Below are 24,004 nucleotides of genomic sequence, written 5' to 3' on the forward strand. Positions count from 1 at the left end.
AATTTCTCGGACAAATTTAAGCGTTTTGAGCAAGGCTTTTGAATGTTTTTCTAAATTTTATGATTAATGGTAATCCTCGCGCTATCATCCAAAGCGTAAATGCTATAAAAATCCCAGTAAGTTTATAGCTTTGAGTATCTGTCCAATAAATAACAGGAATAAAAATTATTAAAGTAGAGAATAAGAGAACATTTCTAAGATATTTCATTTTGCCTAAGCCTTTAAATACACCATCGAAAATAAATGCTAAAGCACACAAAGGTTGCATGGCAAGGATAATCCAGAATACATTATAAAACGCTTTTAAAACGTTTGCATCATTACTAAATATACGTCCTAAAGGATAATAAAATAGAGCGCCAATTAATCCTAAAATTAATCCGACTAGAATACCATATTTAATTAGTTTATTACTCAATTCAATAAGTGTTTTATAATCTTTAGCACCATATAGTTTACCAGATAAAATGTTACCAGCACTAGCATAACCATCAATAAGAAACGCACCAAAAAACCAAAGATTTATGGCTATGGTATAAGCTGCTATGTAATTTTCGCCATATTTGGTGGCAAAGCTTGTTCCAAAATATAAAGCAGCATTTAAGGCTAGTGTTCTTACAAATAAATTAAGTATCATTAATGTAAAGCGTTTCATTTCGTGATTAAAAGGAAATGTAACCAATAGCGGAATATTTGTTTTTTTAAGTAAATAATATGCTGAAAGAACAGCCATAATTATCTGAGCAATAACACTTGCAAAGGCAGCACCTTCAATATGCATCGCAGGAATAATATCTTTAATTCCGTATACTAAAACAATGTCTAAAATAATATTTGAAGCAGCACCAGAAATAGCAATTAACATTGGGTAATAGGTGTTTTGAAGACCTCTAAACGTCCCAAAAACGGCAATTGTAAAAAGTGTAAAGGGAAACCCAAAAACACGAATTTGATAATAATCTACACAAAAATCTAAAATGCTTCCTGATGCATTGTAAAGTTTAAAAATTTTTGATGCTAAAGGAAAAGAAATAGCTATAATTATAAGGCTTAAACTTGTTATTGCAAAAATAGCTTGTGCTGGTAGGTTTTTAACGGCTTCTACATTTCCTGCACCTAAGTATTGTGAAATGATAGAAGAAATTGAACTACGTGCTTGCCCTAAAACCCAAATAAGCATGGACATAAATGTACTTACAATGCCAATTGCCGCTAAAGATTCTGTGGCATTAAATTCCATATTTCTAATTATAGCTAAATCGGTTAACGACAAAATGGGCTCCGAGATGCCGGCAATAATGGCCGGAATTGCTAATTTATTAATCTGTTTTAATGTTATAGAGTTGCTCACAATACCAATTCGTAACAATGAAAAGGGAATTTACTTTGTTTTGGGAAGTAAATATCACCTAATCGTTTATAGCCGCGAAGTTCGTAAAACTTTTGGTTTCTTTGGTTACCAGAAAAGGTATCTAAACGAATAGAACTATAATTGTTGTCTTTGGCAAGTTGTTCCGCAAAGAACATAAGCTGTTGAGCATAACCTTTACCTTGGTATTTGGGATGAATGGCTAATCGATGTATATAAATGTTATTTTTATTTGGTGTAAACCATGTAACAGGTATATATTCTTCATCTATAAACGTAGAAATAACAACACAACCAATAATCTTGCAATTTACTTCGAGTACATAAAGTTCTTTTCGGTTTAGGTCGTTTATAAAAACAGACTTATTTGGGTAATGTTCATTCCATTGAAAAATACCTTGGTCTATCATAAATTTAGCACAAGCTTGAGTGATCTTTATTAAAGATTCAATATCTGTTTTTTCTGCATTTCTAATCATTAATAATGTTTACATTTGTTTCGCATGTACAAGAAGTTTCTCTCAACATTACAAAAATACTCGGTTAGATTGAATTAATTTTTGGGGATGTAGCTCAGTTGGCTAGAGCGCTTGACTGGCAGTCAAGAGGTCGTCGGTTCGAGCCCGATCTTCTCCACAAAAGGTAATGTTTTAACTTTAAGTGCTATTCTAAAAACCGAATAGCACTTTTAACAACTAATTTTAATTCTTGAGAAAGCTCTTCTTTATCCCAAGGATGTTTGGTATTAAAAACATGGTCTGCATTTTCAATAATGTTATATAAACTCTTAGGATTCCATAGATGTAATGCTTCAGCTTCACTTATTTTAACAGAAGTATCGTTTGAACCATGAATAATTAAATGCGGAATTTTTAAACGTTTCTCTGCAGATTCTATATGAAGGCGTTCTTCATTCGCTTTAAAATCTTCAAAAAATTGATAGAAATGAGGCATTTGTTGTTTTGTTCTTCCGTTTAAAACGTATTTAACACCTGTTGCTTTCCATTCCTCTAAATTTCCAGTAGTAGAGGAACGACTGCCAAAATCACTCACACTTGCCAACGTGATAAGTTTTGAAATTCTATCATCTTCTGAAGCTTTTATGATGGTAATTCCACCACCACGACTATGACCAATTAATGAAATATTTTTAGTATTGATATTAGAGTTGGGTTTAAAATAATCTTGAGTCCAGGTTATAACGGCATCTAAATCATCTAATTCTTTGGTGTAGTTATTATTGCCAAAAGCTTCTAGGTCAGGGAAATCAATAGGGTTTTCTATTGTGCCTCCATTATGAGAAAAGTTGAATTTTATAAAACAGAATCCGGCTTTTGCAAAAGCCCGAGACATAAGATTCCAACTTCCCCAATCTTTAAATCCTTTATAGCCGTGACAAAAAATAACAATAGGTTGATTTTCTAGGTCTTTTGTATAAAAAGCATCAATTAATATGGGTTTTTTGTTATCTCTAGTTAGGATTATGTTTTTATCAATTTTCATTAGTCGAGTTCTTTTTCAATGAAATTTATCTCAGGATTACAGATTTCAGTAATTAGTTTTTTAAGTTCAATTTCAAAATTATTTAAAGTCTCTTGAGTGATAAGTTGGTCTTTAGATCGTGAATTTGTTGATGCTTTTTTACCAAATTTCAGGAAGCCTTCATTTAAATTTTTAAAGGAAATAATACCAGCTTCAATTGGTAATTCAATTCGGTTTTGTTGTTTCATCATATAGGCATAGCACAACACTTGAAAAGATTTACTGTATTTATCATAGTCTGTAATTAAATCTTCCCAGTCTACGACTTCTACTTTATTTTGAGTTACTTTGCCAGATTTATAATCTATAACTCTTGTAAGTCCATTAAAGCTATCCACTCTATCTACTTTTCCTTTTAGTTTAATTGGAAAATCTAAACCGTCGATTTTAATGTCTATATATTCATCGGCTTCAATAGATAGGATTTTTATTTCGTTACCTTGTTTAATACTTTCAATTTCTTGGTTTAGAAAATTAGTGATGTAACGTTGGGCGATTTCAAAAATGATAAGATTTTTTCCGTTAGAAAAACCACCTTTATTATAAAGTGTTTCAAAATGCTTTGTAACCATTTCCTTTACTTTACTTTTAAACATTTTAAGATGTTCTAAGGTAAGCAAAGTACCCTCAAGTGGTTTGTAAAAATCTTCTAATGAATTATGAATCACTGATCCCAAAGTATTAGCAGCAATGTTTTCTTCCACTTCTTCAAATTCTTTTATCCCTAATACTTTATCGTAGTAAAAATCTATAGGATTACGTATATAATTGGTAAGTGAAGAAGGAGAATAGCCTTTGTTAGACAAAACTTTTAGCTGCTCTGTAACAGATGCTGTTTTAATAATTTCTTGCAAATTTTGTGCTATAGTTGGTACTTCTGGTGACACTATTTTATGCTGAACGTTATGAATACCTTCAATATCGAGTTGCGTAATAAATCTACTTTTTTCACCACCTTTTAGTGCGTCTAATTCTGTATTATAGAGAATATAAACGTTTTTTGCGCGTTGTAGTAGTCGGTAGAAGTGATATGTGTAAACGGCATCTTTGTCTTTAAAGGTTGGTAGGTTGTTTTCAATTTTAACATCAAAAGGTATAAAAGAATTATTCGTTTTACCAGATGGTAAAATGCCTTCATTTACAGAGCTTATAATTACAGTTTCAAAATCTAAAACTCGAGACTCTAACATTCCCATAATTTGAAGCCCTTCTAGTGGTTCCCCTTTAAAATCAACGGTTTCTGAACTTAATAATTCTTTATATATAGCTTGTAAGGCTGTAATAGAATTGAGGTATTGGTAATTGTTGTTTAATTCTGTTAGTTGATTGAATAATATATTAAAGCGGTATAAAAATTCAAGTTCTAGGCTATGTTTTACTTTATCTGTGTCTAGATTACTCTTCATTTTAAAAATGAGGTCCGTACATTGTTGTAAAGCAATTTTAGGGTTGTTATTCCAAGATTCAAAAAGTAAGTCTATTATGTCAAGGTGTAAAGTTTCTATTTGCTTGAGGTCTGAAGCGGTTAGGTAAACTAAATTATTTTTTTGAATATAGGAAACGATTGCACTTGAGATATTTTTCTCTTCAGTTTCAAAAAGTGAATATATCATAGGGTGAGATAATATATTTATGACATCTTTAAAATAGAAGTGCTTTGGGTTATTTTTATGTGTGGCAAACAAGAGCTCAAAAAGGGAAGCTAAGGGAACAAATTGCAAGGCTAAACCCATTGTTACATTAAGTTTGGTAATATCTTTTGGTATAGAATTTAGTACAGGTAATAAAAGTTGTTCTTCGCCAAGTACAACTGCTATTTTTGATAAATTGGTTTCGTTTTGAGTTAATTCTTCTAAGATTTGACCAATATATTTTGCTTGGCCTACAAGTTTAGGAATACCTATGGCTTGTATGTTTTTTGTTTTAGAATAATGAGATGTAACCCAATTAAATGGTTTAGTAGTAAAGTAGTCCCATTGCTTTCTATGTTGTCTTGTAAACCATCCTGCGTCATGTATATTATCATCAATAAAAGCTTTATCAATATCCCAATAGATGTGAGCTGTTTTGTTTTGTAATAATCCTTGAATAATTTGAGATTCTGCCGTGTTTAAGGCATTAAACCCAAGAAACACATGTGTTTTATTATTGTTATTTTTTATGTAAGATTCTAAGTTATTAGCTGCTTCTCTATAAATTAGTCCTTGATAGGCTTGTTTAGATTCAATCAAGTTTTTTGTAAATACAGAATAGTATGTTTTAAGCTGTTTCCAGAACTTTAAATGATTAGCAACAAGTTCTGTTGGGTTTGTTTCTAAAGACCAATGGTTTAGTTCTTTTATTGCATTTAGGTAATCAAAAATATGTTCTTGTGGAATAAGGTAACGGTCAATCTCATTAAAATCTTGCAATAGGATTTGAGCCCATTTAGAGAAAGATTCAAATGTTTCTTGTTCGGTATCTTGTGTAAGTTGTTTATACGTTTCGTAAAGACGAAAGAGTAAATCTGTATTTGGTATGTTCTGTAAACCAGAAATTTCTTCAACAAATTCTTCTATACTTAGAATATGTGGCGTAAATATAGGTTGGTCAATTAATGTAGAAAGGTGGTGCTTAAGAAAAACACCGGCTCTTTTACTAGGCAAGATAAAATGTAACTCTTCAAAATTTAAGTTTTTAATGTGTAAATCTTGCAGTACAGTTTTTATAAAAGGTATCATTTTATAAAAATAAAAAACGCTCCGAATTTCGGAGCGTTTTTAAAATATATTTTAGATGTGATTAGTTTTTCAACTTCACTTCTACACGTCTGTTTTCTTTTCTACCAGCTGCTGTTTTATTGTTAGCAATTGGATTAGACTCACCAAAACCAGTTGATGTTAATCTTTCAGCAGCAATACCATTAGAAATTAAATAATCTCTAACCGCGTTTGCTCTTCTTTCAGATAACGCTTGGTTACTAGATGCAGGGCCTTGGCTATCAGTGTGACCTTCGATAGAGAAATCTGCATTAGGATATTCTTTTAAGATAGCTGTCATTGCTTGTAACACTTGATCAGTTGATTTTTGGAAACTAGCTTTACCAGACTGGAATAAGATTGTTCTTGCATATTCGTTTAAGGTTTTCATAACCTCCTCAGTTGGCTTAACTTCTGGACAACCATTGTTTGCAGCTGTACCAGCTTCGCTAGGACACTTATCATCTTTGTCTAAAATACCATCACCATCAGTATCTGGCCAAGGACATCCGTTGTTTGCAGCAGGACCTGCTTCACCAGGACATTTATCATCACCATCAGCAACACCGTCACCATCAGCATCTGGACAACCAGCTAAAGTTTTTAAACCAGCTACAGTAGGACAGTTATCATCTTTATCTACTACACCGTCACCATCAGTATCAGGACAACCGTTAAATTCAGCTAAACCTGCAGTGTTAGGACAATCATCTTTAGAATCTTGGATACCATCGTTATCAGAATCTGGACAACCATTAAAGATTTCTAATCCAGCTTCTTCAGGACAAGCATCATCTTGATCGTAGATACCATCACCATCTGTATCAGTACCACCAAATTTGAAAGTAATACCTACAGAATGTTGGAAATGTTTTCTAGTTGAATTTTCAAAGGCATGCTTATATGTAGATTGTAAGTTAAGACCAACTTGTTCTCCAGCCCAGATATTGAAACCTAATGTTCCATTTAATGTACCTGCACCTGAGTCATCTAACCAAGTGTAACCACCACCAACACCTACGTACGGCTCAATTACTTTAGAATTAATAACTTCCATTAAGCTGTAAGAAACTCTACCGTCAAGACCATAATAAGATAAGTCGTCAACAGAATTTGTTGTCTCTGCTCCAGTTGTAGCATCAACATTAGATCCAAATTTTTCAATTTTATTTAATGAACCTGTAGCTGTAAAGGTAAAACCATCAGAAAGATATCTAGAAACTGAAATTGTAGATAAAGATGGAAGAATATTCCAGTGATCATCTACGTTAAAGTATTCATCAAAATAATCACCTTGAGGTGTATCTTCTCCTACTGGGTAATAGTCAACCGCATTGGCTCCTATACTAATAGCCCAAGGATTGTTTTTGTCTTGAGCATTAGATGCGCTAAAACTTGCGACAAGTACTGCAACAAAAAATAATCTGCTAAGATTTTTCATATTCTTAATTATTTAATTTTAAGTGTTAATTAAAGACAAAAGTAAGTTGTTAAATTTTATTAACAAAGTAAAATGCGTAAAATTATTACTGTAAGGCTTTAAAACAGAGAGTTTGTAACCGTTTTAAATAACGTTTAGAATTTGCCCTACTTTAATAAATGCTGCAATAGCTTTGTCTAACTGTTCTTTAGTATGAGCTGCAGAGAGTTGTACTCTAATTCTCGCTTTTTCTTTTGGTACAACCGGATAAAAGAATCCAATAACATAGATTTCTTCTTCTAACAGCATATTCGCCATATTTTGAGATAACTTAGCATCATACAGCATTACTGGCACTATGGCAGAATCTCCATCTATAATATCAAAACCAGCGTCTTTCATTCCTTTTTTGAAATATTTTGTATTCCAATCTACTTTATCTCTTAATGTAGTATCATTCTTTAACATATCAAACACTTTTATTGAAGCTCCTACAATCGCTGGTGCTAAAGAGTTTGAAAATAAATAAGGACGAGAACGTTGACGCAATAGTTCAATTATTTCTTTTTTTGCAGTGGTGTAGCCACCCATTGCGCCACCCATTGCTTTTCCTAATGTTCCGGTAATAATGTCAATTCTTCCTAAAACGCCTTTTTCTTCAAGAGTTCCAATACCTGTTTCGCCAATAAATCCTGTGGCATGACATTCATCTATCATAACCATTGCATCATATTTATCCGCTAAATCACATATTTTATCTAATGGTGCTACTAAACCATCCATGGAAAAAACACCGTCAGTAACAATAATCTTAAAGCGTGCACCATTGGCATTAGCTTCAATTAGCTGTGTTTCTAAATCTGCCATATCATTATTTTGGTAACGATATCTTGCTGCTTTACATAATCTTACACCATCTATAATAGAAGCGTGATTTAAAGAGTCTGAAATTATGGCATCTTCTTTAGTTAATAAAGGTTCAAAAACGCCACCATTTGCATCAAAAGCTGCGGCGTATAAAATGGTATCTTCTGTTCCGTAGAAATCGGCTATTTTTTGTTCAAGTTCTTTATGGATATCTTGAGTACCGCAAATAAAACGTACTGAAGACATCCCAAAACCATGCGTATCCATAGTGTCTTTTGCTGCTTGAATAACATCTGGATGCGATGATAAACCTAAATAATTATTAGCACAAAAGTTTAAAACTTTCTGTCCTGTATTTAAAGTGATTTCGGCCCCTTGTGGCGAGGTAATAATGCGTTCTTCTTTAAAAAGACCTGCGTCTTTTATAGCTTCTATTTCTTGTTGTAAATGGTTTTTTATAGTTCCGTACATGGTAGTAATTTTTGATTGTTTTGCAAAGGTACTATGAATAATCAGACTTCGAGAACTTCAACTGTATCATTTATATAAACCAATAATTTGTGCGTAACTTTAAGTTTCATTTCATTTAATACAGTTTCGTATTTGTTAAGCTGAAATGCATGAGATTCTTTAGGTTCACCTGTTTTATAATCTATTATTATAGCTTCGTTATCTGAATTAATATTTAAACGGTCTGGTCTTAAAAGCTCACCAGAATTTGTAATAATATCACGTTCGTTATAAATTTTAAAATCGTCTTTATAATAACTTTCTAATTTAGGATGTTGTAAAACTTTTAAAACTAAAACTTTCAGAGTTTCACTATTACTTTTTGTTATATCACCAGAAAATAATAAATCTGTAAAGGCAGAATCTACGTCTTCAATAATTTCTATTTTAGATAAAATTAAATGTACCAAGTTACCGCGTTCTATTGCAACCTCTTGTTGTGTATCCCAAAGCAATCCAGATTTGGTAATAATCTTTAAATTATGGTCTTCTTTTGGTACTGAAATTAATTTTAGGGAACTTGTTGTTGATTTGGTTTCTTTATCATTCTCGTTAGGTTTTATAGTACCATAACTGTAATTCAGTTGATTTTCATTCCACTTATTTTCTTTAATGAGAAAATTAATGAATTTACCGGCATAACTATTTTTATTAACGTTACCTTTTGAATCAAAATCTTTTTTAGATATTATATACAATTGCTCAACGGCTCTGGTTAAAACTACATAAAGTAGATTCATGTTATCTAACTCTAATTGCGATTGATGTTTTGTGAAAATTTGATTACCAACGGCACCAAAATGCTCAATATCCTTGCTGTAACTTAGAAGTAAAGTGCTAAAACCATTATAATCTTCGGGATTAACCGGATACCACTCTTTTGGTTCTATTTCTCTATAAATATTGAGGTCAGCAAATGGAAATATTACAATAGGAAACTCTAGCCCTTTAGCCTTATGAATGGTCATTATCTCAACAGCGTTCAAGTTTTCTGGTGTAACCACACTTAAGCTATCCGCTTTTTTTTCAAAATAATTTATAAAACCTGTTAAATCTGAATTTTGTTTTTGTGTATATTCTAAAACAACATCTAAATAAAATTGAAGATACGCGTCTGAAGTGTCATTCAATTTAAACAGCCTTATCACATGTTCTACCAATTCGTAAAGTGGTAATTGCAGGCACTGATTTTTATCGATGTGAATTTCTAGATTATTTAATTCTAAAAACATGTCATCTAAATTTTGTTTTAGATACGTTTTAAAAAATAAATGTTTATCTTTAGCTTTAATTGCATCTGCCAAATAGGATAACACTTCAACTTTTAAACTATCGTTATTGGGTTGAACAAGTAATTTTAAAAACGAGTTAATAAAATTTACTTTGTTAGAGTTCTTTAAAAGTAAGGTTTCAGAGGAGGTAATTTTTATACCATTTTCGTTGAGATATTTAGCAATGGCAACACCTTCTTTTCGTTTTCTAACCAAAACGCAAATATCATCTAAAGGAAAGCCATTATCTAGGCATTGTTTTATAGTTTTGAGTACTTCAATAGCATATTTTTCATTGAGGTTTTCATCTTTTTCAATGTATAAAAAGTTTAGATTTACATAGCCTTCTGCAGTATTATGTGTTTTTTGTTTTGCTTTTTTAAAGAGCTCAGCATAAGCAATATTACTAAAAGCGGTTTCGCTTATAAATTCAAAAAACGAATTATTGAACTCAATAATAGATGTAGCGCTTCTGTAATTGGTCTCTAGAGGAAGCACTTCGGCTTCAATTTGAAATGGATTTTCTGTTTTATTATAAAGGTTTATAAATTGTTCTGCTTCACCACCTCGCCATCTGTAAATAGCCTGTTTAGCATCGCCAACCAACATAGTATCACCATTAGCAGCAGAAAGGGCATTTTCTAATAAGGGTACCAAGTTTTCCCATTGCATTTGTGATGTGTCTTGAAACTCATCAATAAAATAATGTTTAAATTTTTCACCTAAACGTTCGTAAATAAAAGGTGTTGGTTGGTGTTTTATTTCTTCACTAATAATAGTGTTGAATTCTGAAATCAACATTTTATTTTGGTCCGCTTTTAAAACTTGTAATTCGTTTTTTATTGCATTTAAAACCGAAAGAGGTGTTATGTTTTTATAGAGTCCTTTTTTTAATTTTAAATTAAAATATGCTGTTTTAGAATCTATAAAATATGCTGCTAATTGCGGTTGAATATTTTCTATGGTTGATGCAATAACTTCAGAAACACGTTTTGGATAAAGCGTGTTACCGTTTACTAAATCATTTTGCCAATTAGAATCAAAATTTACGCTAAACTGTTTTTGGGCTAATTTTTGAAAATGTTTAGGAAGTGAACTTCTATTAAAATCATTGAATTGTAAGCCAGATTCTTCAATTAAAGTTAATGCAGAATTAGAGATGTTCTCAATTTTAGTTTCTATTAATATACTTTCTTTACCTAATTGTTCTTTTAAAATTTTAAAATCGTCTAGTGTTTTTTCTTTTAAGGTATTAACAGCAGAAAGGTCGTTCTCATTAACTAATAATTTTGCGATTTTATTAAAATCAAAACTGATATCCCAGCTTTTATCGTCGTCGGCTTTTTCTATGGAAAAATCTACTAAGACTTTGGTTAAAGCTTTATCGCTACCAGCTTTGCCTATTAGGCTATCAACAGCTTCGTTTAATAAGCGTTCTTGGTCTAATTCAACTTCAAAATTTACAGGTAATTTTAAATCGTGTGCAAAAGTTCTAATTACTCTGTGTGTAAATCCATCAATGGTAGAAATATCAAATGCACCATAATTATGAATAATGTGTTTTAATATATGTTTGGATTTGTTATGAAGAATTTCTGGTTTAATATCTAACTCTTCGCAAATAGCTGTAAACATTGGATGTGGTTCTTTTAAACTACGTTCCAAAGAGAAAGATTGCAACATATTTATAATACGTTCTTTCATTTCACCAACAGCTTTGTTGGTAAATGTTATGGCTAATATAGATTTAAATTGGTCGTAACTTTTAGATTTAACAAGTATTTTAAGGTAGGCTTTTGCTAACGTAAATGTTTTTCCACTACCTGCAGAAGCGTTGTATATTTTGAAGGCTGAATTTTGCAAGAGATAATTTTTATACCAAAATAAGCAATCTTAATAGTTTATTATGAAAAATTACCAACCAAAATTGTAAATTTGGGAACAATGAATTATTTCACTAACTAAAAACAAAAATATTATGGCTTTCGAATTACCGAAATTAAAATATGCTTATGATGCTTTAGAACCAAACATTGACGCTCGTACAATGGAGATTCACCATACAAAACATCATAATGGCTATACTACAAAATTAAACGCAGCAATTGAAGGAACAGATTTAGAAGGAAAATCTATTGAAGATATACTTGGTAATCTAGATATGAGTAATGGTGCTGTTAGAAATAATGGTGGTGGTTTCTATAATCACTCATTATTTTGGGAGGTTATGAATCCGGAAGGTAAAGGACGTTTATCAGGTGAGTTAAAGGATGCTATTGAAGCTGAGTTTGGTTCTTTTGATGCCTTTAAGGATGCTTTTTCTAAAGCAGCAGCGACACAATTTGGTTCTGGTTGGGCTTGGTTATGTGTACATAAAGGTGGTAAAGTAGAAGTTTGTTCTACACCAAACCAAGATAATCCATTAATGCCAGGTGTTACTTGTGAAGGTACACCAATCTTAGGTTTAGATGTTTGGGAGCATGCTTATTATTTAAATTATCAAAACAGAAGACCAGATTATATTGAAGCTTTCTTTAATGTAATTAATTGGAACGAAGTTGAGAGACGTTACGCTGAAGCAAAGTAAGTAAATTTTATAAAGTAAAAAAACCGAGTCTTTTTAAGCCTCGGTTTTTTTATGCTTTGTAGTTTTTTATTTAAGAATTAGACATGAAAAAGGATGAACAGATGTTCACCCTTTTTGCCCCAAATCTACCATAAACTTAACCTACTTATGTTATGGTATCTCAAATATAAGTGGTGATTATATTCGTTTTTAATTTTTTGGACAAACGACCTATATATTAGTCTAAGCGTGGAAACTAACTTGTATATATACAAATATCTAATAAATATAAGGAATCTATGAGTTTAAATAGGTTATGTAAAGTTTAAAATATGTTAATAAAAAAAGGTGAACGATGTTCACCTTTTTTTGCCCCAAATCTACCATGAACTTAACCTACTTATGTTATGGTGATACCAAGGTATATTTTATTTGTTAAAATGAACGCAAACATAGGATGAAATGCATATATTTAGGTTAAAATGTATGTTTTTAAGGATTAAATGCAAAAAATAAAACTATTTAATAAGCGCGCTCTTTATTTCCTTCGTAAAAATTAATGAACGCTCTGTTGACAACTCTGTTACCTCCAGGTGTAGGATAATTTCCTGTAAAATACCAATCTCCTAAGTTTTTAGGACACGCTTTGTGTAAGTTACCAACAGGTTGAAAAATAATTTTAACTTCGGCATTTATAGATTCTCCACCTAGTAATTCTGCTATTTTATCTGAAATTTGTTCGTCACTAAAATTGTCATATACTTCCTTAACGTGGTTAACAACCTCTACATCTTTTAGATTAACTTGTTTAATACATTTTTTATAAACATCATCAATGATGTGGTATTGATTATTATCTTTTAACAATTCTAAAGTAGCTCTAAATGCAATTAAAGATTCTAAATTTGCCATATCTATACCATAACAATCTGGATAGCGTATTTGAGGAGCAGAAGAAACCACTACTATTTTCTTAGGGTTTAATCTATCCATCATTTTAATGATACTTTTCTTAAGGGTTGTGCCTCTAACAATACTATCATCAATAATTACAAGGTTATCAGCAGGTTTAATAACACCATAAGTTACGTCATAAACGTGGGCTACTAAATCATCTCTACTGCTATCTTCAGTAATAAAAGTTCTTAATTTAACATCTTTTATTGCTATTTTTTCTATACGTGGAAATTCTGATAAAATTTCGGTAACACGTTCTGCTGAAAGTTTACCACCACCAGCAAGTATAGATTTTGTTTTCTTTTCATTTAAATGTTCTTCTACACTTTCTATCATTCCAAAAAACGACGTTTCTGCTGTATTAGGAATATAAGAGAAAACAGTATTTTGAGTGTCATTATCAATAGCCTTAAGCACTTTAGGCATTAATAAACGACCTAACATTTTACGTTCTTGGTAGATTTCTGCATCACTACCGCGAGAGAAGTAAATACGCTCAAATGAGCAGGCTTTTCGCTCTAAAGGATCTAATATTTTTTTAATTTGTGTTACACCAGATTTTTTGGTTATAATAGCGTGGCCAGGATCTAATTCTTTAACCGATTCAAATGGTACATTAAACACCGTTTGTATAACAGGTCTTTCTGATGCTACTACAACAATTTCATCATCTTTATAATAATAAGCTGGTCTTATACCAGAAGGGTCTCTTAAAACAAAAGAGTCACCATGCCCAAGTAAACCTGCCATGGCATAACCACCATCCCAGTTTTTTGCAGCTCGTTTTAAAATTTTACCAACTTTTAGGCGTTCTGCAATTAAAGGAGAACACTCATTTTTACTGTAACCTTCTTTTTTTAAATCTTTATATATTTTAGACACAGCATCATCTAAAAAATGACCAATTTTTTCCATTACAGTAATGGTATCTGCTTTTTCTTTAGGATGTTGCCCTAATTGTATAAGGTTATCAAATAACTCGTTAACATTGGTCATGTTAAAATTACCTGCAACAATAAGGTTTCTATGCATCCAGTTATTTTGTCTTAAAAACGGATGAACACTTTCTACACTATTTTTTCCAAAAGTACCATAACGAACGTGTCCTAAAAGCAATTCTCCAACATACGGTATGTGCTTTTTTTGTAATTGAACATCATCATTGTACTCAGGGTTACTTAGTAATTTGTTGTTTATTCTTTGGTTAATTTGAGCAAAAATATCTTGGATAGGTTGCTGTGCGATAGATCTAACACGGCTTATGTAACGTTCACCAGGTTCTACATCTAGTTTAATACTAGCAAAACCAGCACCATCTTGCCCACGGTTGTGCTGTTTTTCCATCATTAAGTACATTTTATTTACGCCATAAAAAGCACTTCCGTATTTTTCTTTATAGTATTCTAAAGGTTTTAAAAGTCTAATGAGTGCTATTCCGCATTCATGTTTTAAAGCATCGCTCATGTTGTGTAATCTGCTAGTGTTTATTTTATATTTTTATCTCGATTGTTGCTGAGATGTAATAAAAAAACGCGCTCAATTTTGAGCGCGTTTTTTTAATTTAATTCTATATCAAACTGTGTAAGACTCTTAAATTGGTCTAATCGTTTATAAATTTCTTTGTCCGTTAAATTTTGCATGCGCTCTGTACCAAATTTTTCTACACAGAAAGAAGCTAATGTTGATCCATAAATAACGGCAGTTTTCATGTTCTCAAAAGAGAAGTCACCTGTTTTTGCTAAATAACCAGCAAAACCACCAGCAAAGGTATCACCTGCACCCGTAGGATCAAAAACTTCTTCTAAAGGAAGAGCAGGAGCATAGAAAACATTTTCATTATGAAACAACAATGCGCCATGTTCTCCTTTTTTAATCACTACATATTTAGGTCCCATTTCATGGATTTTTCTTGCGGCAACTACTAAAGAGTATTCCCCTGTTAGTTGTCTTGCTTCTTCGTCATTAATGGTAATTACGTCAACATTTTTAATTACTGAAAGTAAATCGTCTAAAGCAATGTCCATCCAGAAATTCATTGTGTCTAAGATGGTTAGTTTAGGTTTTACTGTCATTTGGTCTAAAACACCTTGCTGAACTAAAGGATGTAAGTTTCCTAACATTACAACTTCTGCATCTTTATAATTGTTAGGTACAATTGGATTAAAGTGTTCTAAGACATTAAGCTCTGTTACAAGTGTGTCTCTAGAGTTCATGTCATTATGATATTTTCCGCTCCAAAAGAAAGTTTTACCATCTTTTACAATTTCTATACCTTCAATATCAATATTCTTATTTTTTAAAAGGTCTAAATAGTCTTGCGGAAAATCTCCACCTACAACAGAAACTGCTGCTGAATCTATGTTGAAATTTGAAGCTGATAAACCTATATATGTTGCTGCACCACCTAATATTTTGTCGGTTTTACCAAAAGGGGTCTCAATAGCATCAAATGCTACAGTACCAACCATCACTAATTTACTCATTACCTAAGTTTGAATTAAGTTGCAAATTTACATAAAATATATTCCTTGTGAAATATGAATTTTACAATAGGTTTAAAATTTATTTCCTGCCAAAATCCGCAGGTATTTCACCCCAAACTTTAGTTTCCCATTTAAGAATTGTAGTAGTATAGGTGTTATTTTTTAGCCATTCTACAGCACGATCCACCAAATCATATACAGGTTTGTTTTTTGCATTACGTGGAAGTTTAGAGTTACATGCTTTTTTGCGCACCCAACTCATAGCTGTTCTAGAATCCGTGTACATAATACGGTCACTATTGTGTTTTTTTAAAAACGCCAAACCATGGACTAAAGCTAAAAATTCGCCTATGTTATTAGTGCCTTGCTCAAAAGGTCCTTGGTGAAAAAGTTGTTTTTTTGTTTTGGTGTCTACACCTCTATATTCCATAATACCTGGATTTCCACTAGAGGCAGCATCAACAGAGATGGAGTTGTAATTAGGAAGGCCTATTTTTTTTAATTCAGCATCAGAGAGTCCACTTTTAAAGGATTTATTTTTACCTATATGATCAAAGTAGTTGCCTTCTAGGGCTTTTTTTGCATCTTCAAGTGTAGAAAATGATTTATACTGTGCACCTTGAAAATCTTTAATTTGTTTTTTACAATCATTCCAAGATTCAAAAACACCTGTTTTCTTACCTTTCCAAACGGTATAATATTTTTTTTTCTTTTTGCTCATGTTCACTTCTTATGAAAACAGAAATCTTAATTTATCATTTTAAATAAGCGTCTAAAACATGTATTAGCTGTTTATACTAATATAATTTCGTTATGCTTAATGTTCTCGTTTACTTTAATAGTTGATTTACAATTAAAGGAAAATGCTTCATCTCTAATAAATGTATCTTTTCTGCGACATCTTTTGCAGTGTCTGTAGATAAAACCTCACATTTTGCTTGAAATATTATGGCGCCTTCATCATAATTTTCGTTTACATAATGAATAGTTATACCAGTTTCTTTCTCATTATTTTCTACAACTGCATTATGTACATGCATACCAAACATACCTTTTCCACCATATTTTGGGAGTAATGCAGGATGAATATTTATAACCATATTAGAAAATTCTTTAAGTATAAATTCTGGAAACTTCCATAAAAAACCAGCAAGTACAATGAGGTCTGGTTCTGCAGATTTTAAAATGTTGAGGACGTCATTAGATTTAGAAAACGCTATTCTATTAAATGACAAAGCGCTAACATTTAGCTTTTTACAACGGTCTAAAACTTTGGCATGAGGATTGTTAGTTAGTACCTGAATAACAGACACATTATCGCTGTTGTGAAAAAACTTAATTAAATTTTCAGCATTAGAGCCACTTCCGGACGCAAAAATTACAACACGTTTCATTTACAGGTATATTACTTAGATTATTCAAACAAAAAAAAGAATAATAATTAACAATTAGCAGCAAAAACAGAATACTTTATCTTTATTTTTATAAAATTAAAAGCACATTTTAGTAGTAAAGATGATTATTCAAATAAAGTTTTTTATTTTTGCGGTCTAATTAAAACTTAAAATTAAAAAATTATGTCAGACATTGCATCACGAGTAAAAGCGATTATCGTAGATAAATTAGGTGTTGATGAAAACGAAGTTGTAACTGAAGCGAGCTTCACAAACGATTTAGGAGCGGATTCATTAGATACTGTAGAATTAATAATGGAGTTTGAAAAAGAGTTTGATATTCAAATCCCAGATGATCAAGCTGAAAACATTGCAACAGTAGGTCAAGCTATATCTTACATAGAAGAAGCTAAATAATAACTTTATTTTTTATGGAATTAAAGCGAGTTGTAGTAACAGGTTTAGGTGCACTTACACCAATAGGAAATACCAAGGATGAATATTGGGATGCTCTTATTAGTGGTAAAAGTGGTGCAGCACCAGTAACACATTTTGATGCTGAAAAGTTCAAGACGAAATTCGCTTGTGAAGTAAAAAACTTTGAGGTTACTGACTTTATTGATAGGAAATTATCGCGTCAGATGGATAAGTTTTCACAGTATGCAATGGTGGCTTCAGATGAAGCTATTGCAGACTCAAAACTTGACTTAGATGCGGTAAATAAATTAAGAGTGGGTGTAATTTGGGGCGCTGGTATTGGTGGTTTAGAAACATTTCAAGATGAAGTGTTAAATTATGCTGCTGGTGACGGAACACCAAGATTTAGTCCACGTTTCATTCCAAAAATGATTGCTGATATAGCTCCAGGAAACATATCTATAAAATATGGTTTTATGGGTCCTAATTATACAACAGTATCTGCTTGTGCATCTTCTGCAAATTCAATGATTGATGCCTTAAACACTATTCGTTTAGGTCATTGTGATGTGATTATTACAGGCGGAAGTGAAGCTGCAGTTACTATAGCAGGTATGGGAGGATTTAATGCTATGCACGCCATGAGTACTCGTAACGATAGCCCAGAAACGGCTTCTAGACCTTTTGATGCTAACCGAGATGGTTTTGTATTAGGTGAAGGGGCAGGAGCAATTGTTTTAGAAGAGTACGAACATGCAAAAGCTAGAGGCGCTAAAATCTATGCAGAAGTTGTAGGTGGCGGTTTATCTTCGGATGCATATCATATGACGGCACCACATCCCGATGGTATTGGTGTTGTTGCGGTAATGAAAAATTGTTTAGAAAATGCTGGTTTAAATCCTGAAGACGTAGACCATATTAATACTCACGGTACATCAACTCCATTAGGAGATGTTGCCGAGCTGAAAGCTATATCTGAAGTATTTGGAGACCATGCTAAGACTATAAATATTAATTCAACAAAATCTATGACAGGTCATTTGTTGGGTGCTGCTGGAGCAGTTGAAGCTATTGCTTCAATCTTAGCTATGGAGCATGGTATTATACCACCAACAATTAACCATGAAACAGTTGATGAAAACATAGATCCAGAATTAAATTTAACTCTTAATAAAGCTCAGAAACGTGAAATTAAAGTCGCAATGAGTAATACATTTGGATTTGGCGGTCATAACGCTTGTGTACTATTCAAAAAATTAGATTAAATCCCGAATGAGCTTCATTCGTAACATATTAAATTCCCGTTCTCAAGGAGACGGGAATTTTTTTTTACAACTCAAGGATATTTTGGGTTTTAAACCCAAAGCAAAATCGTTTTATATAAAGGCCTTTACGCATCGTTCTATGAATTTAAAGGACGAGTTAGGTAATGCTATTAATTATGAACGTTTAGAATTTGTAGGTGATGCTATGCTTAGTTCTGTAATTGCGGCATATTTGTTTGATAAAGTGCCTCATGGTGATGAAGGATACCTCACTAAAATGAGATCTAAGGTAGTAAGCAGAGAGCATTTAAATAAATTAGGACAAGAGTTAAATTTAATAGATTTAGTACAGAGTAGAATACCAACATCTAATTTTGGAGATAATATTCATGGTAATCTTTTTGAAGCTTTAGTAGGAGCTATTTATTTAGATAAGGGTTATAATACTTGTGAAAAATTTATTTTTAAGCGTGTTATAAATCCTCATGTAGACATTGAAATGCTCGAAGGAAAAGTAATTAGTTATAAGAGTTTACTTATTGAATGGTGCCAAAAAGAAAAAAATACTTTTAATTACGAAGTATATGAAGATACAGGAAATGATGAATTAAAACATTTTTCTGTAAAACTTTCAATTAACGATAAAGTAGTTTCAAAAGCAAGAGCCACTTCAAAGAAAAAGGCGGAAGAAAAAGCATCTAAGCGAGCCTTTTTTGCTTTTCAAAATCAAATTTCTAAGCTTCAATAGGCTATTTTTTTATTTTTTCATTTAAATGATAATACGATAACGTTTTCGTAGATATTATAGGTTAAGATTAACGGATTCTTAATAAACATACGGCTAGTTTGTACTATATTTACAGAAATATACCAGTAAAACGTTCAAACTTTTAATTAGATTTTAGAAATTGAATTAAAAATAGAGTTATAAATGTATGGCTTTACACAAACTTCAGGTAGATGATTTCTACGATGATGCCTATAAATTAATAGCAATTCATAGTAGATTAGAAGATTATAGATTAGCATATTTGTTAAACAAGCATTTAGATCTTAAGTTAGAGCGTAAAGACACAGATATTGATTTTAAATATTTAGAATCTTCTTATAGTATTTTTGAATGGAATAATAAAACTGAATATGTACTATGGAATTTAATTTCTAATGTCTGTAAAAGGGAAGCAGATAGTTTATCTAGTACTGGAACTTTGTTTGATAGACCAGAGAAAATATTAAAGACCTTTAATTTAATTACTGAGTATAAAAAAGTAGATTTTTTTTTAAAAATCTCTGATGAAATAGAAAATGTAAACGAAAAGCTTGTACTTAGTAAAATACAAGCAATTCCACAAATAATAACAAGTTATGCGGTAGATCCGCTTCAAATTAAGTCGAAAGACCATTTAATTTTTTGAATTTATGTCAAATAAGAAAACAAAAATAGTAGCCACATTAGGTCCTGCAACAAGTACTAAAGCCGTTCTAAAATCTATGTTAGAGGAAGGTTGTAATGTATTTAGAATAAATTTCTCTCATGCAGATTATAAAGATGTTGAAGAGCGTATAAAAATGATTAGAGAGCTAAATGAAGAATTTGGTTATAACGCTTCAATTTTAGGAGATTTACAAGGCCCTAAATTACGCGTTGGTGTAATGAAAGGTGAAGTTATTGTTAATGAAGGTGATGAAATAATTTTTGCTACAGGTGAACGTTTCGAAGGAACCAAAGAGCGCGTGTACATGACTTATGATAATTTTCCTCAAGATGCAAAACCAGGAGAAAGAATTTTATTAGATGATGGAAAACTTATTTTTGAAGTTGTGTCTACAGATAAAAAGAAGGAAGTCACAGCTAGAGTAATACAAGGTGGACCATTAAAATCTAAAAAAGGGGTAAACCTTCCTAATACTAATATTTCTCAACCTGCTCTCACAGAAAAAGATATTGAAGATGCCATTTTTGCTATTGGGCAAAAAGTTGATTGGATTGCGTTATCATTTGTACGTCATGCAGAAGATTTAATGCAGCTTGAGAGTTTAATTAATGAACATAGCGATCATAAAATTCCGATTATAGCTAAAATAGAAAAACCAGAAGCTGTTGAGAATATAGATAAAATTGTTGCGTATTGTGATGGCTTAATGGTAGCACGCGGTGATTTAGGTGTAGAGATTCCGGCGGAGGAAGTTCCTTTAATTCAGAAGCAGTTAGTGTTAAGGGCAAAACGTGCTAGAATTCCTGTAATTATTGCAACCCAAATGATGGAGACTATGATTACAAGTTTAACACCAACTAGAGCAGAAGTAAATGATGTAGCTAATTCAGTTATGGATGGAGCTGATGCAGTAATGTTATCTGGTGAAACTTCAGTTGGCCAATACCCTGTACAAGTAATTCGCCAAATGTCTAATATAATTAAGAGCGTTGAAGATTCTCCACTTATTGAAGTGCCACAATCGCCACCGCATATTCGCACAAAACGTTACATTACAAAAGCAATTTGCTTTCATGCTGCAAATATGGCTAATGAGATAAATGCTAAAGCTATTTCAACGCTAACGAATAGTGGTTATACCGCATTTCAAATTTCTGCATGGCGACCTTCTGCCCATATTTTAGTCTTTACTTCTAATAAAAGAATTTTAACTCAACTTAGTTTGCTTTGGGGAGTAACAGCATTTTATTATGATAAGTTTGTAAGTACTGACGAAACTATAGAAGATGTTAATGCAATAGCTTGTAAAAAAGGTTATTTAGAAGTTGGAGATATGTTAATTAGTTTAGCGGCAATGCCAATTCAAGATAAAGGTATGGTTAATACATTGCGTGTTTCTGAAATAGAAAGTTGTAGTTTTTAATTTAAAATAAACGATTTAATAGAATAGAGTTATTAAAAAATTGTTCTTAATTATTTAAAGAATTTATTAATACAGCATTAAAAAGAATGAGTAAGATTATTCTATTTAGTGCTGTTTTCTTTTATACAGTAGTCTAAAATGATGTTTATTTAAAATTAGAACTCAAACTTTAGTTGTACATTAATTACTTTTTTCTCTTCTGTTTTGGTGTTTTTTGAGTCTGTATTTAAATTTGATAGCGATATACCTAATAATCTAACGGAATTACTAAGGGTGTCCTGGTATAATAAATCTTTAGCCGTTTCTAAAATTATGGCTTTTTCACTTACAAAATAGGGTATTGTTTTACTCCTAGTTTGTAATGTAAAGTCACTATATTTTATTTTCAATGTAATGGTTTTACCAGCTACTTTGTTTTTGTTTAAACGTTTAGAAACTTCTTCTGCAATTTGTTCTAATTTCTCTAGCATAAATATTTCTGAAGAGAGATTTTCGCTAAACGTTCTTTCGGCAGCTAAGGATTTTCTTATGCGGTTAGGTTTAACTTCGCTATTATGGATTCCTCTTACAACTTGGTAATAGAAGTATCCAGATTTTCCAAAATGTTCATTGAGATAGTCTAAGCTCTTTAATTTTAAATCTTTTCCGGTAAAAATACCTCTCTGGTACATCTTCTCTGCAGTTACTTTACCAACACCATAGAATTTTTTAATATCTAATTCTTCTAAAAATTGAAGTACATCTTCTGGGTTAACAGTTTTTTGTCCGTTAGGTTTATTATAATCGCTTGCTATTTTAGCGATAAATTTATTAATAGAAATGCCTGCCGAGGCTGTTAAGCCCACTTCATTATAAATCCGTGTCCTTATGGTTTGCGCAAGTAAAGTAGCGCTAGGCATCCCTATTTTGTTTACAGTAACATCTAAGTAGGCTTCATCTAATGATAGCGGTTCTACTAAATCTGTATAGTCTAAAAATATGTTGCGTATCTGCTTAGATATTTCCTTGTAGCGTTCAAAATTTGTTTTTACAAAAATGAGTTCTGGACAGAGTTTTATAGCTAACCGACCAGACATAGCACTCCTTACACCAAACATACGAGCTTCATAGCTTGCTGCACTTATAACGCCACGTGCGCCAGCACCACCAACTGCAATTGCTTTTCCCTTCAGTTCAGGGTTGTCCATTTGTGCAACTGAAGCATAAAAAGCATCCATATCTACGTGAATAATCTTTCTTGTTGGCAAATTGTTTTGCATAATGTAAATTTAGGCATTATATACCTTTTAATTATGGAGATTGAGATAGAACGTAAATTTTTGGTAAAAACGGATGACTATAAGTTAGAAGCTGTACATAGTTTTAATATTAAACAAGGATTTTTAAGTAGTCACAAAGAACGAACTGTAAGAGTTAGGCTTATTGGTAATAAAGGATATTTAACTATAAAAGGAAAGTCTAGTGCTAATGGTTTGTCTCGGTTTGAGTGGGAAAAAGAAATTTCTGTATCGGATGCTGAAAATCTTTTATTGTTATGTGAAGAAGGTATAATTAACAAAACCCGTTTTGAAATAAAATGCGGAAAACACACTTATGAAGTAGATGAGTTTTATGATGATAATGCTGGTTTAATTATAGCTGAAATTGAACTTAATTCTGAAACTGAAGTATTTGAAAAACCATCTTGGCTTGGGATGGAAGTCACTGGAGATATTAGGTATTACAATTCTGTATTGAGTAAGAATCCCTTTAAATTATGGAAAAAATAAAGCCTATTCTGTGCGTGAATAGGCTTTAAATTAAAAATATTTGAGTTAGTTATTGGTTTAGACTATTTTATTGTTGTTCTGTATCTGTAACAATTAAAAATTCAGAACGTCTATTTTGAGCATGTTGTTCTTTAGTACAACCATTAGAGCAGTCTACTTTAGGTTCAGATTCGCCTTTACCTTCACCAGAGATACGAGATTCATCAATACCTTTAGAGATTACGTACTGTACGGTAGTTTTGGCTCTTCTATCAGCTAAATTGGCATTATAAGATTCAGAACCTCTACTATCAGTATGCGAGGTAGCTTTTATTACCATCTCAGGATATTTGTTCATTACTTGTACTAGTTTATCTAATTCAAATGCGCCTTGGGCAGTGATATTAGATTTATCAAACTCAAAGTAAATAGGCGCCAAGACAACTTGTGCATGTTCTATAATTTTCTCAATTGGGTCTAAAGAAATTTGAACGTTGTTTTCTTCTTCATTTACACCTTTAACAGGTACTTTTTTACTTTCAAAACCTTCTTTGATTACTTCTAGTTCGGTGTCTTTATCACATTCTACTATAAATTC

At 31.8% G+C, this 24,004-nt stretch carries 20 protein-coding genes and 1 tRNA gene; 8 read left to right on the forward strand and 13 right to left on the reverse strand.

The features are described from left to right. Window positions 1–16 precede the first annotated feature (16 nt). Window positions 17–1,351, reverse strand: a complete 1,335-nt coding sequence (locus GN138_RS12160) for an MATE family efflux transporter (RefSeq protein WP_317162750.1) — start codon at window positions 1,349–1,351, stop codon at window positions 17–19. Next, complete coding sequence (locus GN138_RS12165) at window positions 1,348–1,848, reverse strand: GNAT family N-acetyltransferase (RefSeq protein ID WP_157364269.1); 501 nt, start codon at window positions 1,846–1,848, stop codon at window positions 1,348–1,350. Before GN138_RS12165 ends, GN138_RS12160 begins: the two co-directional genes overlap by 4 nt. Window positions 1,849–1,931: 83 nt before the next feature. On the opposite strand from GN138_RS12165, the gene GN138_RS12170 reads away from it, so the two are divergent. Then, a tRNA-Ala gene (locus GN138_RS12170) sits at window positions 1,932–2,005 on the forward strand. Window positions 2,006–2,032: 27 nt separating this feature from the next. Here the strand turns inward: GN138_RS12170 and GN138_RS12175 are convergent. From GN138_RS12175 to GN138_RS12195, 5 genes are all read right to left on the reverse strand, one after another. Next, window positions 2,033–2,872 (reverse strand): alpha/beta hydrolase family protein, encoded by an 840-nt coding sequence (locus GN138_RS12175; RefSeq protein ID WP_157364270.1) that lies wholly within the window; start codon window positions 2,870–2,872, stop codon window positions 2,033–2,035. Then, complete coding sequence (locus GN138_RS12180; RefSeq protein ID WP_157364271.1) at window positions 2,872–5,631, reverse strand: PD-(D/E)XK nuclease family protein; 2,760 nt, start codon at window positions 5,629–5,631, stop codon at window positions 2,872–2,874. The genes GN138_RS12175 and GN138_RS12180 overlap by 1 nt, the downstream gene beginning before the upstream one ends. A gap of 61 nt (window positions 5,632–5,692) precedes the next feature. Then, on the reverse strand, window positions 5,693–7,090 hold the full coding sequence (locus tag GN138_RS12185; RefSeq protein WP_157364272.1) for an OmpA family protein: 1,398 nt from the start codon (window positions 7,088–7,090) through the stop codon (window positions 5,693–5,695). 123 nt (window positions 7,091–7,213) lie between these two features. Next, window positions 7,214–8,407 (reverse strand): glycine C-acetyltransferase, encoded by a 1,194-nt coding sequence (gene kbl / locus GN138_RS12190; RefSeq protein ID WP_157364273.1) that lies wholly within the window; start codon window positions 8,405–8,407, stop codon window positions 7,214–7,216. A 41-nt stretch (window positions 8,408–8,448) separates the two neighbouring features. Then, window positions 8,449–11,580: a UvrD-helicase domain-containing protein gene (locus GN138_RS12195; RefSeq protein WP_157364274.1), complete on the reverse strand. Its 3,132-nt coding sequence runs from the start codon at window positions 11,578–11,580 to the stop codon at window positions 8,449–8,451. A 115-nt stretch (window positions 11,581–11,695) separates the two neighbouring features. Here GN138_RS12195 and GN138_RS12200 point away from each other — a divergent pair, with 115 nt between their 5' ends. Next, window positions 11,696–12,304 carry a superoxide dismutase gene (locus tag GN138_RS12200; protein WP_157364275.1) on the forward strand — a complete coding sequence of 203 codons (609 nt, stop codon included), beginning with the start codon at window positions 11,696–11,698 and terminating at the stop codon, window positions 12,302–12,304. Window positions 12,305–12,805: 501 nt separating this feature from the next. Here GN138_RS12200 and GN138_RS12205 read toward each other — a convergent pair. The 4 genes from GN138_RS12205 to purN all read right to left on the reverse strand — a co-directional run bounded on the left by GN138_RS12205 (window position 12,806) and on the right by purN (window position 17,117). After that, complete coding sequence (locus GN138_RS12205; RefSeq protein WP_157364276.1) at window positions 12,806–14,704, reverse strand: amidophosphoribosyltransferase; 1,899 nt, start codon at window positions 14,702–14,704, stop codon at window positions 12,806–12,808. 92 nt (window positions 14,705–14,796) lie between these two features. After that, window positions 14,797–15,723 carry a PfkB family carbohydrate kinase gene (locus GN138_RS12210; RefSeq protein WP_157364277.1) on the reverse strand — a complete coding sequence of 309 codons (927 nt, stop codon included), beginning with the start codon at window positions 15,721–15,723 and terminating at the stop codon, window positions 14,797–14,799. Window positions 15,724–15,802: 79 nt separating this feature from the next. Further along, window positions 15,803–16,444, reverse strand: a complete 642-nt coding sequence (locus GN138_RS12215) for a ribonuclease H1 domain-containing protein (protein WP_157364278.1) — start codon at window positions 16,442–16,444, stop codon at window positions 15,803–15,805. A 109-nt stretch (window positions 16,445–16,553) separates the two neighbouring features. After that, window positions 16,554–17,117, reverse strand: coding sequence for a phosphoribosylglycinamide formyltransferase (gene purN, locus GN138_RS12220; protein WP_157364279.1), 564 nt, complete (start codon window positions 17,115–17,117; stop codon window positions 16,554–16,556). 183 nt (window positions 17,118–17,300) lie between these two features. On the opposite strand from purN, the gene GN138_RS12225 reads away from it, so the two are divergent. The 5 genes from GN138_RS12225 to pyk all read left to right on the forward strand — a co-directional run bounded on the left by GN138_RS12225 (window position 17,301) and on the right by pyk (window position 21,658). Continuing rightward, window positions 17,301–17,534, forward strand: coding sequence for an acyl carrier protein (locus GN138_RS12225; RefSeq protein WP_008269813.1), 234 nt, complete (start codon window positions 17,301–17,303; stop codon window positions 17,532–17,534). Between the two features lie 14 nt (window positions 17,535–17,548). After that, window positions 17,549–18,799 carry a beta-ketoacyl-ACP synthase II gene (fabF, locus tag GN138_RS12230; protein ID WP_157364280.1) on the forward strand — a complete coding sequence of 417 codons (1,251 nt, stop codon included), beginning with the start codon at window positions 17,549–17,551 and terminating at the stop codon, window positions 18,797–18,799. A 7-nt stretch (window positions 18,800–18,806) separates the two neighbouring features. Further along, window positions 18,807–19,547 carry a ribonuclease III gene (gene rnc / locus GN138_RS12235; RefSeq protein ID WP_157364281.1) on the forward strand — a complete coding sequence of 247 codons (741 nt, stop codon included), beginning with the start codon at window positions 18,807–18,809 and terminating at the stop codon, window positions 19,545–19,547. A gap of 187 nt (window positions 19,548–19,734) precedes the next feature. Beyond that, on the forward strand, window positions 19,735–20,214 hold the full coding sequence (locus GN138_RS12240; protein WP_157364282.1) for an IPExxxVDY family protein: 480 nt from the start codon (window positions 19,735–19,737) through the stop codon (window positions 20,212–20,214). Between the two features lie 4 nt (window positions 20,215–20,218). After that, window positions 20,219–21,658 (forward strand): pyruvate kinase, encoded by a 1,440-nt coding sequence (pyk, locus tag GN138_RS12245; protein ID WP_157364283.1) that lies wholly within the window; start codon window positions 20,219–20,221, stop codon window positions 21,656–21,658. Window positions 21,659–21,813: 155 nt separating this feature from the next. Here the strand turns inward: pyk and dinB are convergent, their stop codons facing one another. Beyond that, window positions 21,814–22,917: a DNA polymerase IV gene (dinB, locus tag GN138_RS12250; RefSeq protein WP_157364284.1), complete on the reverse strand. Its 1,104-nt coding sequence runs from the start codon at window positions 22,915–22,917 to the stop codon at window positions 21,814–21,816. A 33-nt stretch (window positions 22,918–22,950) separates the two neighbouring features. On the opposite strand from dinB, the gene GN138_RS12255 reads away from it, so the two are divergent. Beyond that, window positions 22,951–23,427 (forward strand): CYTH domain-containing protein, encoded by a 477-nt coding sequence (locus tag GN138_RS12255; protein ID WP_157364285.1) that lies wholly within the window; start codon window positions 22,951–22,953, stop codon window positions 23,425–23,427. 67 nt (window positions 23,428–23,494) lie between these two features. Here the strand turns inward: GN138_RS12255 and GN138_RS12260 are convergent. Next, window positions 23,495–24,004 (reverse strand): OmpA family protein (locus GN138_RS12260; protein ID WP_157364286.1); only part of this gene is annotated, 510 nt, incomplete at its 5' end.

The sequence above is a fragment of the Winogradskyella endarachnes genome, assembly GCF_009741275.1.
Taxonomy (GTDB): Bacteria; Bacteroidota; Bacteroidia; order Flavobacteriales; family Flavobacteriaceae; genus Winogradskyella; species Winogradskyella endarachnes.